This is a genomic window from Agrobacterium sp. Ap1 (genome assembly GCF_017313375.1).
In the GTDB taxonomy this organism is placed as follows: Bacteria; Pseudomonadota; Alphaproteobacteria; order Rhizobiales; family Rhizobiaceae; genus Neorhizobium; species Neorhizobium cellulosilyticum.
In genome coordinates this window covers 266,399-279,481 of the sequence record NZ_JAFLMY010000006.1, presented here as the reverse complement: position 1 = coordinate 279,481, position 13,083 = coordinate 266,399, and the positions used below count along the sequence as shown (strand labels likewise).

Annotated in this window: 12 protein-coding genes; 1 reads left to right on the top strand and 11 read right to left on the bottom strand. The window is 61.0% G+C overall.

What is annotated here, in order from left to right; translation table 11 throughout:
- Positions 1 to 5: 5 nt before the first annotated feature.
- Both JZX87_RS14960 and JZX87_RS14955 read right to left on the bottom strand, forming a co-directional pair.
- Positions 6 to 1,241 (bottom strand): MFS transporter, encoded by a 1,236-nt coding sequence (locus tag JZX87_RS14960; RefSeq protein ID WP_206826475.1) that lies wholly within the window; start codon positions 1,239 to 1,241, stop codon positions 6 to 8.
- 39 nt (positions 1,242 to 1,280) lie between these two features.
- Positions 1,281 to 1,547: a hypothetical protein gene (locus JZX87_RS14955; RefSeq protein WP_206826473.1), complete on the bottom strand. Its 267-nt coding sequence runs from the start codon at positions 1,545 to 1,547 to the stop codon at positions 1,281 to 1,283.
- Here JZX87_RS14955 and JZX87_RS14950 point away from each other — a divergent pair.
- Positions 1,546 to 3,225, top strand: coding sequence for a flagellin N-terminal helical domain-containing protein (locus tag JZX87_RS14950; RefSeq protein ID WP_206826471.1), 1,680 nt, complete (start codon positions 1,546 to 1,548; stop codon positions 3,223 to 3,225). The two genes, JZX87_RS14955 and JZX87_RS14950, sit on opposite strands and share 2 nt — an antisense overlap.
- 27 nt (positions 3,226 to 3,252) lie before the next feature.
- Here the strand turns inward: JZX87_RS14950 and JZX87_RS14945 are convergent, their stop codons facing one another.
- From JZX87_RS14945 to JZX87_RS14905, 9 genes are all read right to left on the bottom strand, one after another.
- A complete protein-coding gene (locus JZX87_RS14945) occupies positions 3,253 to 4,149 on the bottom strand; it encodes a DMT family transporter (protein ID WP_148145458.1) in 897 nt (298 codons plus the stop codon).
- Between the two features lie 210 nt (positions 4,150 to 4,359).
- Entirely contained in the window at positions 4,360 to 5,208 is an 849-nt protein-coding gene (locus tag JZX87_RS14940; protein ID WP_206826469.1) for an MOSC domain-containing protein, read from the bottom strand.
- 30 nt (positions 5,209 to 5,238) lie between these two features.
- On the bottom strand, positions 5,239 to 5,895 hold the full coding sequence (locus JZX87_RS14935) for an HD domain-containing protein (RefSeq protein ID WP_206826467.1): 657 nt from the start codon (positions 5,893 to 5,895) through the stop codon (positions 5,239 to 5,241).
- The gene (locus JZX87_RS14930; RefSeq protein ID WP_210349059.1) at positions 5,892 to 8,612 is read right to left on the bottom strand and encodes a DUF2339 domain-containing protein; all 2,721 of its coding nucleotides are present in this window, start codon (positions 8,610 to 8,612) and stop codon (positions 5,892 to 5,894) included. The genes JZX87_RS14935 and JZX87_RS14930 overlap by 4 nt, the downstream gene beginning before the upstream one ends.
- 357 nt (positions 8,613 to 8,969) lie before the next feature.
- Complete coding sequence (locus JZX87_RS14925) at positions 8,970 to 9,803, bottom strand: mechanosensitive ion channel family protein (RefSeq protein ID WP_206826465.1); 834 nt, start codon at positions 9,801 to 9,803, stop codon at positions 8,970 to 8,972.
- A 107-nt stretch (positions 9,804 to 9,910) separates the two neighbouring features.
- Positions 9,911 to 10,447: a tyrosine phosphatase family protein gene (locus tag JZX87_RS14920; protein ID WP_206826463.1), complete on the bottom strand. Its 537-nt coding sequence runs from the start codon at positions 10,445 to 10,447 to the stop codon at positions 9,911 to 9,913.
- Positions 10,444 to 11,025 (bottom strand): YfbR-like 5'-deoxynucleotidase, encoded by a 582-nt coding sequence (locus JZX87_RS14915; RefSeq protein WP_206826582.1) that lies wholly within the window; start codon positions 11,023 to 11,025, stop codon positions 10,444 to 10,446. The genes JZX87_RS14920 and JZX87_RS14915 overlap by 4 nt, the downstream gene beginning before the upstream one ends.
- 44 nt (positions 11,026 to 11,069) lie before the next feature.
- Entirely contained in the window at positions 11,070 to 11,924 is an 855-nt protein-coding gene (gene ygfZ / locus JZX87_RS14910; protein WP_206826462.1) for a CAF17-like 4Fe-4S cluster assembly/insertion protein YgfZ, read from the bottom strand.
- A gap of 72 nt (positions 11,925 to 11,996) precedes the next feature.
- Positions 11,997 to 13,082, bottom strand: coding sequence for a DUF2218 domain-containing protein (locus JZX87_RS14905; protein ID WP_353654198.1), 1,086 nt, complete (start codon positions 13,080 to 13,082; stop codon positions 11,997 to 11,999).
- Position 13,083 lies beyond the last annotated feature (1 nt).

Here is a 13,083-nt window from a genome sequence, read left to right as displayed (position 1 = left end):
CCTTATTACGCCGGCTGGATTGCTGCCGGCCGGTCTACAGACTTTTCCTGGATCGGCCAGTGAACGATTGCGGCAAAGATGCCGAGCGCCACGCCGAACCACCACACGGTATCGTAGGAGCCGAGCTGGTCATAAAGAGTGCCGCCCATCCAGACGCCGAGAAACGAACCGATCTGGTGCGACAGGAACACGATCCCGCCCAGCAGGCCGAGATGCCGTGTGCCGAACATGATCGCCACCAGCCCGTTCGTCGGCGGCACGGTGGAAAGCCACAACAGCCCCATGACGATGGCGAAGATGATCACCGAAAGCGGCGTCTGCGGCAGAAGCAGGAAGGCTGTCACCGCCACCGAGCGCGCAAGATAGATGTAGGCGAGGAAATAGGGCTTTGAATATCGCTGGCCGATTACGCCTGCCGACAGCGAGCCGATGACGTTGAAGAAGCCGATCAGCGCCATGGCGATCACCGCATAACGGGCATCGATGCCGATATCGCGCAAGTAAGCCGGGAAGTGTGCCGTGATGAAGGCCACCTGAAACCCGCAGACGAAAAAGCCGCTGGTCAGGAGCAGGTATCCCTTGTGGCCGAACGCCTCCCTCAGCGCTTCGCCGGCAGTCTGCTTGAACGCGGCTTGTGACTGTGTCCCCGAGCTTGAATTGCCGCGCAGCGGAATGGCGAGCAGCGGGATTGCCAGCATCATCACCGCCATGATGACAAGACTGTCCGACCATCCGTAAGTGGAGATGAGGGCCTGGCTCAGCGGTGCAAAGAGAAACATGCCTGCCGACCCCGCAGCAGTTCCGATGCCGAAGGCGAACGAGCGCTGTTCGGGCGTCACGTTGCGGGCGAAAGCCGAGAGGATCGTGCCGAACGAGCCGGCACCTACCGCCAGCCCGACCATTACCCCGCCTGATATATAGAGAATGCTCTCCGAATGCGCTGTCGACATCAGCGCCAGACCCGCTGCATAAAGCAGACCCGAGAAGGTCAGGACCCGGGCAGTGCCCCATTTGTCAGCGATCGCCCCGAAGACGGGCTGGCCCAGACCCCAGGCAAGATTCTGGATCGCCATGGCAAGCCCGAAGGTCGTGCGGTCCCAGCCTGTATCGGCAAGCATCGGCAGCTGGAAGAAACCCATGGCCGAACGTGGCCCGAATGTCAGAAGCGCAACGAGCGCGCCAGCGCAGATGATAAGCCAGGGCATCGTCGCTCGAGCGGAAACGGGCGCAGCTTGAGACATGGGTGTCCTCCATAATGGGAAGATGTTCATATACTGTCATCACGCGTTGGTGAAACGAGTTTTGCGAACGTCATCCATCAGCGCAATTGATGGCGCCAGGCTCGAATTGAACGCTCGGACACGCGCCGAGCCGGTTTGTACGGTTACGTACGAAGGCTTGAGGCTTGCCAATTGGCAATTTTTTGTTAACCATAACTGACAAAGTTCAAGTCTCGCGATTTCTGCGATCCGGCTCATGACGACGCCATAATTCAATCGATTTATCCGGTACGTCATGACAAGTATTTTAGCGAACATTTCTGCCATGTCGGCGCTTCAGACGCTGCGGGCAGTCTCTTCCGGATTGAATGACACCCAGGAACAGGTTTCCTCCGGTCTCCGGGTGAAGGTGGCTTCCGACAACGTCGCCTATTGGTCGATTTCGACCACCATGCGATCGGACAACAAATCGATTTCTGCGGCAAGCGATGCGCTTGGTGTCGGTGCAGCGAAGGTGGATACTGCCTATGCTGGCACCGGCGCGATAATCGATGTGCTGACCGATGTGAAGGCGACACTCGTCACCGCCAGGGAAGACAGTGTCGACAAGGCTCAGATCCAGAACCAGATCTCGCAGCTGAGCAAGCAGGCCGACAGCATCGTCAGGTCCTCCAGCTTCAGCGGCATTAATTATCTGCAGACCTACAGCGGCGATCACATCAACAATATCAGCGAGCTGGACGATGTCGTCGTGGATTCGTTCACCCGCAACGCGGATGGCGCGACGACGATCAACACAAGCAAGGTTGATCTGAGAAAAACCAGCATGCTGAACGATTTCGGCGGCGGCATCCTGCAGAAGGATGATCTGGATTATTACATGCCGCTCGGTGGAATGACCACCAGCAGCTTCTATCACGAAGGGCATGAAGACCATTATTTCGACGGACCGATCATCTTCAGCGGCACCGATTCCGTGCAGTTCGATCTGCTTATCGACAACAGCCCGGAATCCGCCGGCATGCCTTTCCATATCACGATCGACAAGGGCGTTATCGATGCGGCACTTGGAACGAATGACGGCGAGATAGACAATGTCTTTCAATTGCGCACGGTCATTCAGCAGGCTTTCACCAATGTCGGAGCCAACGCTTACGCAGACGTCTACGGGACGCAGGCGACTTCGCCCGCGGATGCATACAATTATGAGATCCGCACGCTGGAAACTTCTCCGAATGTTGGATCCAGCATCTATATCAGCGGCATAACCAGCACATTCGGGCCAACGGTGGCAGAGCGCACGCTTGGTCTCGATTCGGTGCCTCGTATCGACCATGACAACATGATCACCAGCTCTTCGATGAATTTTCTCTGGAGCTTCAAGGTGATGCTGGACGCGACGATCTCATTTGACCTGAGTATCGATAACGCGCCGCTCCAGACTTTCGTGATCGATCGGACCGCCGTTGACACAGCACTTGGAACAACCGACGGCCGGATCACCAGTGGTGCCGATCTCAAGGCGATTGTCGACTATATCGTTCCAGGCTTTGAAGGCCTTGCCGTATCCGTTTCCGGTAACCGTCTGACATTCCAGGCGGATCAGGCGATCTATCCGGGTTACGGCAACAAGGCGGTGGATTTCTACATCAGCTCGTTCCGGCCGGATCCGCCCTTTACGCTGCGCTTCGATCTTTCCGAAATCGACGTCACAACCGACGATTTCACCATCGACGAATATCTCGAAGGCGTCGAATACATGCTCAGCCAATCGATCGATAGCGGCGCCCTGCTGGGGTCGGTTCAGCAACGCATCGAGATGCAGGCGGCGTTCTCGCAAAAAATGATGGACGAGGTCGAGAGCGGCGTGAGCCGTCTTGTCGACACAGACATGGAAGAAGCTTCAATGCGTCTGCAGGCGTTTCAGACGCAGAAGCAGCTCGCGCTGCAAAGCCTGCAGATCGCCAACTCGCAGCCGCAAAACATCCTCAGCCTGTTCAACTGAAACCGCCGCTCGACCGGTTGACCCTTTTTACAGCGACCCCGGTGGCTGGACGGGCGGACGGCGCTTGCCGAGCTGTGCTTCGCGCAGGATGGTAAACAGGCCGGCGCCGATGACGATCACGCAGCCGCCGATCATGTTCCAGCTCATCACCTCGCCGAAAATGAACGTGCCGATCAGGCAGACGAGCACGGTCTGCCAGTAGAAGATCGGCTGCACCACGACGGCATCCAGCACGTCGAAGGCACGGATCAGGAGATAGTGCCCGGTCATGCCGGTGACGCAGAGCGCCAGCATCCAGAACCAGTAGTCGGGTGTGATCGTCTTCCAGTAGAACGGCCCGATGAGCGTGATCGCAACGGCTCCCGCAATGCCGGTGTAAAAGAAGCTGGTCTGGGAGGTGTCGGTTCGGCTGACCATGCGGGTCAGAACCGAATAGAGCGCAAACATCAGGGTACAGGTGATCGGCACAATGATGCTGGCGCTAAAGCTTGCATGCAGCGGATCGATGATCAAAAGAATTCCGATGAAGCCGACGCCGATGGCAGCCCAGCGCCGCCATCCGACGGTCTCGCCGAGCAACGGCACCGAAAGGCAGGCGACCACCAGCGGTGCGGCCGCAAAGATCGTGTGCGTCTGGGCAAGACCGACATTGGCGAAGGAATAGATCGACACGACGATCTGGAAGACCAGAAGCGCACCGCGGATGATCTGCAGCACCAGCCTGCTGCTCTTGGCTGTTTGCTTGATGCCACCCTGGTTGCGGGTCGCGAGCGCCAGCACGAAGGCGGCGAAGAACCAATAGCGGATCATCGCCACAAAGACGGGTGGATAGGCTTGGCCAAGATGTTTGGAAATACCGTCCTGAACCGCGAAGATCGAAACCGCGGTCAGTGCGAAAAACAGGCCTTGGGTGCGTGGTGTCATGAAATAAATGCTCTTGAGCGTTTTCCGGTCAGAAAGCGCCCAGGAAGCACGATGACAACGCAAGGCCCGAATCTTGATGTTTGAGAATGCAGCCGTTTTTGGCCGTCAGCACGCCATGCAGGCAACATATCATTGCGCATGGCTGCCATGCGTCAAGACGCCTATTGCAGTCCCCGGTACGCTCTGCCGTGGAATTTCGCCCTATGGGCGTCAGGCGCGCCGCTTGATCGCCCAGGCGTCGCGTGTGCCGGTAATCGTTGCCGCATTGCCGAGCCTGATCGTGCCTTCGCCGCGCGGCACCGCATTCCAGCCGAATAGCGGGCCGGGTACGCGCCGGTCGCCCGACATGCGGATACGGCCCATCGCCGGGATAGGGCTCGGCCCTTCGCGCGAACCGGTCTGCTGGTCCTGCGTGGTCATGATGCAGCGGGCGCAGGGTTTGACGAAATCGAACCGGACGCCGGAAATCTCGATGCCTTCCCAGTTGTCTTCAGCCCAGGCTTCGTCATGATCGAGCACGATATTCGGCCGGAACCGGTCCATGCCGACTGAGCCTTCACCGTTCTTCGCCATGTCGGCGTTGAGCGCTGCAAGTGAACCCGTCGTGGTCACCAGAACCTGATAACCGTCGGCAAAGGTGACCGGCGTATCCGGCCCCGCCCATTCGGCGCTTGCGATGCGCTCGGCTTTCTTGTCGAAAAATACAAGCTTCACCTCGCGACCGAGCCAGGTGGAAAGAATGGCATTGGCCCCGTCATCCGCGACTGCGGCGCTGACGGGAGATTTCCAGACGACGACGTCCATGCGCCGGTCGGCGGGCGGAACCGCAACCAGGATTTCGCCCTTGCCATCGACCGCAAAACGGTAGCCGACATCGCGTGGCTCGACCATCACCTGCGCCAGTTCCTGCAATTCCCGCTGGGTGATGAACTGTCCGGACGGATCGACCACCATCATCTGCCGGTCACCGGGAATACCGGCGGCGGTGATCACCGCTTCATTAAGCGAGATGCCGCGGCCGCTCTTCAATGGGTAGAAATTCAGCTCCGCGACCTTCATCATATCGTCCTCAAATACTGTTTCCGGATCTCAGCCCTGAATTTCGTCCAGGAACATATCCCTTATCTGTTTCAGCCGCTCGTGCCGCTCACCGGCCAGCGCCCGCCCGGCCTCGGTCTGAAACCCGTCGGCGAGCTTGAACAGCTTGACCTCGAAATGGTCGATGGCAAAACTCTTGTCGTCCAGCGCACGCTCTTTGGCAAGCGGATCGATGGGGTCATAAAGGCCCGATCCCATCCGTCCGGCAATGTAGAAGCAACGCGCCGCACCCACCATGCCGATCGCGTCCAGCCGGTCCGCATCCTGCAGGATCTTTGCCTCCAATGTCTCGGGCTGAATGTTGGCGGAGAAACTGTGCGTCGTGATCGCATGCGCGACCGCCTCGATCGCTGCCTTCTCCCAGCCCATGCCGGTCAGGATGCCGCTCGCCTTGTCTGCCGCCAGCCGCGAGGCCTGCGCTCTCAGCGGCGAGTTCTTCTCTACCGAAACGCAATCATGCAGCAGCACGGCAGCAGTCAGAACCTCACCATTGCCGCCTTCCGTCGCATGGATGCGCATCGCATTCCGGAACACCCGCAGGATATGCGCGATGTCGTGGCTTCCGTCGTCGCTATCGGTCGCGTGTGCAATAAGCTGCCGTGCCAGTTCTTCGTAAGGGGCAAACGCGGCGGCGAGGGTGAGTGTCATGCAGTGCTTTCCTTGGAATCGGGTTCAATGCTCTTCTTCACCAATATCCGCTGGTAGAAAAGCCCGATCCCGATCAGCACCGCACCAAGCCCGATGAAGGAGAGCGCCCTCAATATCCCTTCGAGGTTCGACATGTCGATCAGGAATACTTTCAACACCGCGATCAGCACCAGTCCGGCAGAGGCAAGCCTTATGCTCTTGGCGTCAAGCTTCGAGCCGAGCGCCAGCAGCCCGACGCCGATGATCAGCCAGACGACCGAATAGGTATAGGTCTCGCCGGGAATGAACCCCTTCCAGTCGGCGATATTGGTTCCCTGCCAGAAGCGCCGCACCGAAAGCGTCGCCCAGAGGAAACCGAGCACCGCACCCGAAACCGCGAGCATAGCCACATAAGGCGCCGGCCGCCGCCCGCGGGCGAGATAGGCGACGAACGCGTAAGCCAGAGCCGGCAGGAGATACCCGAGCAGCAGCAGGTTGACGAAGGGCCACGGCCCGGTGTCCTCGCCCGAGAAGAACGGGTTGAGCGCAAACACATGCAGCGAAAGCACATTCGCCGTCGCCACTACGCCGGCGATCATCGAGCCGAAGCGGAAGACCGGCGAGGGCGATTTCAGGTCGAGCGTCATCAATATGCCCGAGAAGCCGATGGTGATCAGCGTGTAGATCGACTGTTCGCCAAGCGTCGGCACATCGCCGGAAAGCTTTCCGCCATTCATCGCGTGATGCACGAGAACCGCAATCGTGATCAGCGCTGAAAGCGAGGCGAGCGCCTGCATGATGTTGCGCACGCGGAAATCGGCCGAGTCGCGTAGCAGCCAGGCGGAGACGACCGCCAGCAGTGTAGGGATGCCGTAGCCGATAAGAAGCGCGTTGAAGAAAGGCGTCGTGCCGAGACTGTTGGCGCCGATGAGCGTCGGCTCCCAGGCAATCCGGCCGAAGATGATGACGATCGCCGCCGCCATCATCCACGGCAGCGCCGGCCATGTGCGGACCCGCATGGCAAGGAGATAGGCAAAGCCGAGCACTGAAACGAGAACGGTTGTGACGATGCCGTTGGTCAGCGCATGCAGCGCCAGCGTCAGGCCTGCGAAGGAACCGGCAACGGCAAGATTGGCCGGCCAGTCAATCCCGTCGTCCTCACTCTTTCGGAAGAGCCATTCGGCAGCGGCAATGAGGGTCGCACCGATCGCCACCCCATAAAGCCCATGTGTCCAGTCGCGGAAGAAATTGCCGAAGTTGAGGAAAGAGATGAAGCCGAGCGTCACTGGCATCGCTCCCATCAGCAAGACCCAGACGATCGAGTATTCCCTTTCCTCGTTGCGGAAGCGCCTCAGGAAAGCGAAACCCAGAAAGGTAAAGATGGCGCCGAGTAGCAGGCTGACCGCGATCTCGTTGCCGGAAAGCGGAAGCGGGATCGGCGTGCCGTCCGCACCCTCCGGAGCGATGTAATCGAGCAGCGCAAGGGCCGTGATCAGCGTGCCGAGAACGGCACCTGCTGCGGACAGGACGGTCGGCCAGAATGCATAGGCGCGGGCTGCACCAAGCGCCGCCAAGGCCGCAATGACCGCAAGGAAGGCGAATTGCGGGTCTATCCCCGTGCTCGTGCTGCCAGCCACGGTGGCGAGCGCAGCTGGCACGATCACGATCGACAGCGACAGGGTGATCTTCAGCGGCGGCCGCTTGAGAAGCGCAACCCAGCCGCTGCCGGCGGCTGCGGCATACTGCTGGCCCGGCCAGAGGAAGATCGTGCCGGCAATCATCACCAGCATGGTAAGCGTGGGCGGCAGCGGATCGAAACCTGTGCCGATCGCGGCATAGACCAGCACCCAAAGCCCGGTGCCGATATTGGCGAGCATCGGAACGACGGTCCAGCGGCGGATGCGCGAGGCGGCATTGACCGCAAGCCAGGTGATGCCGAGGAACAGGAACAGCGCATTGGCGTTTGGCGCGTCCGTCGTCACCATCAGCGGCGTGACGAGCGAGCCGAGCAGGCCGAGACCCGCCAGCGCCTGCCCATGCAGCAGGGAGAGCGCAATGACCGCAAACGAGACCAGCGCCAAGAACACGAAAGCGGTGCCGGAGCCGATGAATTCGTAAAATGCGTAAGCCGCAAACACCGTGCCGAGCAGCGTCACCGCACCGGCCGCCGTCAGCGCGCCGGGGATCATCGCATTGGCATAAAGCTCGGAAATCTTCGGCAGTGCCTTCCGCCGCACGATCTCGCCACCGGCCATTAGCAGCAGGCCGAACATCGATGCCAGCGTCAGCCGTGCCGCGGGGCCAAGCAGGCCGGCCTCGATCGAATAACGCACGAGAAAGATGCCGCCGAATGCCAGCGCCACGCCGCCGACCCAGACAGGCCAGCGGGCACCAAGATAGCTTTCGAGATTTTCCCGTGACGGCTTTTCCCGCACCGGGCGAGTTGGCTCCGATATCGCCTCTTCGGCCTGGGTCTCGGCGGCGATCGGCTCCGGGGCGTCCTGATCCGCATGGGCGGCCTGCGCAGCGTCCGGCTCTTCAGCCCGCATCTCCTCCAGAACCGCGTCGGCCGCCTCTTCGCGCAGCGGTCGCGGCGCAACTGCCGGGTCGAAGCCACCCTCGGCGATCATCTGCTTGAGTGCAGCGAGTTCCTTTTCTACCCCTTCCACACGGGCAGACACCTTTCGGTTCTGCGACACCAGAAAGAAGACAAGGATGACCAGCAGGATATCGATCAGGAACACGGTTACTCCCCCTATGCCGGTGCGAGCCCTGTATCGGGCAAGAGTGTCGCAGCGTCCGGCGAAATCAATGTAGAGGAAGGACCGGGCGAAAAAAGGGGCAGACTTGGCCTTCCACAGACCATAGTGGGGCGGCCATGTCCGCAACACGGCAGTACGGAAATGACAGGCGGTAAGTCTGGTCCATCAGGATCGGATCGATCCAAAAGGTATCGGGTCCGGTCCTCGTAACCGGACCCGATACATCCTTGCCATCGTCCACGCCCGGCTCCGGCTCGCCCGCGCCCCGAAAGGGGCCGCGGAGGTCCGCTCGGCCGGTACTCTGCCAGGCGACACGATGGATAGGGATCCCTGTTAGACCGTGACCTCCTCGGAGGATTGAGGCGCTTCGGTTTCCGGCTCCTTGCCGAAGGCGAGCTTGACGGCCTTGGTCATGTCGCGGCTGACATCCCACCACTGCTTGCTGCCGATCCAGTAGCGCAGGGTGATCTTGGCGCTGCCCGCATCGAAATCGGAGATGAAGGCCGCAGGCGCCGGGGATTTCAGCACGCGCTTGTCCGCTGCCGCGAGCTTGATGAGCTTGCTCTCGGTCACATCGACATTCTCGTCCGCGCCGATCGAAATGGTGATTTCGTGGCGGCGGGAGGCAAGCCGGCTGTAATTGGTGATCGGTACGTTCCAGAGAGTGGAGTTCGGCGCCAGCCGATAGACCCCTTCGGCCGTCTTCAACTCGGTCGCAAACAGACCGACATCGACGATGGTACCGGTGACGGCGCCCGTCTCGATCGTTTCACCGACACGGAAGGGGCGCAGCACCAGCAGCATGATGCCGGCAGCAATATTCTGCAGCGTACCCTGCAGCGCCAGACCGACGGCAAGGCCGATCGCGCCGAGTGCGGCAAGGATCGATGCCGTCTGTACACCGAACTGGCCGAGCACCATGACGACGACGAGGATCAGCGCCGCATAACGCACGATATTGGAGAAGAACTGCGACAGCGTCGCGTCGATGCCGCTGATGCGCGACAGGCCGTTATAGACCCAGCGACTGAGCAGCCCCGCCACCAGCCAGCCGAGCACCAGCAGGATAAGCGCGCCGATGACGGAGAAGGAATATTGAACGGCCAGGGCCGTCAGCTGGGCAAGCGCCGTTCGTGTCGCGACGACAAAATCGGAAGCCTGATCCATACCGCAAATAACTCCATTTTCCTTAGCGCCCGTAATTGGCGCAAAGGGCTAAGAGGTCAAGGCAATCGCGGAAGGTTTTCTTCAATTTCAAGAAGATATCATATTATTCAACTATTTGGCGAGGTTTTCTGCTGTGTCTCTATCGAAAATGAAGCGCGACCGTCTGTCTCCGCACCGCGCCCTATCGCTTTCACCGCGGCAATCAGCCGGCCGTCGCGCTGAAGCATTCGGTCACCGATTTCGATCAGCCGCGTATTCGGTGTTGCATGGGGTGCGACCTTGCGCAGGCGCTGCGCCAGTGCGGCATCGTCTTCTTCCGGGTGAAGCGCCAGAATGGCGATGACAGCCGCTGCCGGAGAGCGGGAAACGCCCATCCAGCAATGCACGACAAGCGGCGCCGACTGGTCCCAGCCGTGGACGAATTCGATCAACTGGGCGACATGCGCCTCGCTCGGCGCAATCAATCCGCCGGTGCCGGCAAAACCGATATCGTTCATCGCCAGCTTCAGGTGCCGCTCGGCGCGGATCACGCCCGGCCGGTGAAAATCCTGCTTCTCGGCGATCAGGCTCACCATTTCCTTCGCGCCGTGGCGGACGGCCGTCTCGGCAATGCTGGCAAGCGGGCAGACGACGATAGTGCTCACTTGGTCACCGCCTTCGCCCGTTCCGCCTCGATCGCTTCGAACCTTGCGATGAACAGGGCCTGCGCCTCGACGGACGAAAGCGGCTGAAGCGGCAGCATCTCGCGGGTAATGCCGCGCGGCTGGCCGAAGAATTTGCGCGCCTCTGCTGTGGTAAAGCCGGCAAGCTCGGTCGCTTCGAAATAGGCAGCAACCGTATCCGCCTTCTTGATCAGCGCCTTCAATTCCTTGGTCGGATGCGGCGGCAGGCCGAAGCGGATATGCACGGCCGCTTCCAGCCGCGCCTCCACCGTCTTGTAACCGCCGCCGACCACCGACTTGAACGGCGAGATCATGTCGCCGATCACATATTCAGGTGCGTCATGCAAAAGCGTCATCTGCAGTGCATCGAAAGACGCAGCCTCGTTGCAGCGGCGAAAGATTTCTTCCACCACAAGGCAATGCTGGGCAACGGAAAACGCGTGGTCACCGCGCGTCTGGCCGTTCCAGCGGGCAACGCGGGCAAGCCCGTGGGCAATATCGGCAATCTCGACATCGAGCGGCGAGGGATCGAGCAGATCGAGCCGCCGGCCCGAAAGCATGCGCTGCCATGCGCGCGCGCCAGAGGTCGCACCAGTGGTCGCACTCAAGATTCAGCCCCCTCGGCCCCACCGGCTGCTTCTGCGGGGACGGTGAGGCCGGTCCAAGCGGGAAGCTCGACCGCCACCGGTACATCGCCGGCCAGAAGCGGAACGCCATTGGCAACCGCATCCCCGACACGGTCGATCCGCACGATGGCAAGGGCGTTCCTGTCCGAGACCGACCCGAGCGTGCCGACTGGCTTGCCGCCCGCCGTAATCTCGGTGCCGGCTGCCGGAAGTGCCGCCTCAGCCGTCACATGCGCCACCCGCCGACGAGCCGTGCCGCGATGCTGCATGCGGGAAACGACCTCCTGGCCGACATAGCAACCCTTGCGGAAGGAAAGCCCGCCATTCTTGTCGAGCAGGATGTCATGCGGAAACGCATCCTGCAGCGCATAGTCCTCGCCGGACACGACGAGGCCGGCCGTTATCCTGAGCGCCTGATAGGTCGCAGCCGGTTCATCGGCATGCTGGCCCGGTGTTCGCGAAAGCGCGATCCCCGCCTTGGCGAATGCGCTATCCACGACCGCACCCTGATCCGCCCCTTCACCCCAGAACACGGTCACGCCATCTTCGGGCAGGGCCGCCAGATCGACTGCCGCGCGCAGCTTGTACATCATCAGCCGCTTCATGAGGGCGTCACGCTGGGCGGTGTCGGTCTCGACGACAAAACCCTCATCATCCCGCCAGATGACGAAATCGAACAGGATCTTGCCCTGCGGCGTCAGCAGCGCGCCGGGACGCGCCTCTTTCTCCGGCAGTCCCTCGACATCGGTGGTGATCAGCGAATGCAGGAAATCCTGGGCATCCTTGCCGGAAATGCGGATCAGGCTGCGGGTCGGAAGATAGGCTTTGGTCATGGAACGGGAATCCCTCTACTCACCACGGAGATAAGTCTTCGCGGTGAGCGGAGCAAGCCGAATGCGAAACCGTCAGTCCGTGTGGCCGCGACGCCAATAGGTGATCGAGGTCATCCGCGTCCGGTCGAGCCCGTTTTGCTTCAATCGGGCGCGGATTGCCTGAGCCTCGGCCTTTTCGCAGGCCGCCCAGACGAATGTCTCCGCACCGAGCGTCTCGAGCCTTGCGGCAATCGCCGGCTCCAGCAATCCCGCCGTGCCCGGCTGCGCCCCATCACGATGCAGCCATTCGATCGAAAAATCACCGGCAGCACAGGAAATCGCCTGTTCCTCTAACCTGTTCGCCACTTCGATGATCGCATGCACCTTCATGTCAGGAGCGGCGAGTTCGATCATCCGTGCGATGGCGGGGAGGGCCGTCTCGTCGCCGGCAAGCAGCAGATCGTGTGCTTCCGGCATGCCTCCCGCACCGGGGCCGAGCAGCGCCGCCCGGTCGCCCGGCTGTGCGGTCAGGCCGAATTCAGCCCCCGGCATACGCCGCCCGCAGTCGTCATGCACGACGAAATCGATCACCATCTCGTGGCGCTCGAGGTCGATGCTGCGGATCGTGTAATAACGCACCGCGATCTCGTCCTCGCCCTCCGGCCAGCCGATGCGACCATCGGCCAGCGTCACCGGCCAGATCGGCTCGCGCCCTTTCGGCGGCATCAGCAGCCGCACATGGAGTCCTTCGGTCGTGCCGAAACGGGCCGTATCCGCGCAGGAGACGGTAAGCCGTCGCATCCTTGGCGTCACGTTGATGGCCGAGACCACGGTGATTTCGCTCAGATTGGCAAGCTTTTCCGGCTTCGGCTGGTCTGCCCATTCGAGCGTCAGCGGATCGTCGCCGGCAAACATGAAGAGATGCTCGGCAATGATGCCACGCGTCATCGACAGCATGTCTTCGGTCGAACAGGCAAGCCCGATATCGAGTTGCTCGCTGACCCTGGAAATATAGGCCTCGCCGATCTCGCTCGACAGCGTCACATGATCGCCATCACGGAACACCTCTGCATGGTCGATGAAATGCTCGCAGATCTCGCTCAGCATCTCGCCCGCATCCGTAGGAATGGCCGTGCCGGTCAGGATGAATTCCCGATGCGGAAATGTGGCTGCGTTCACG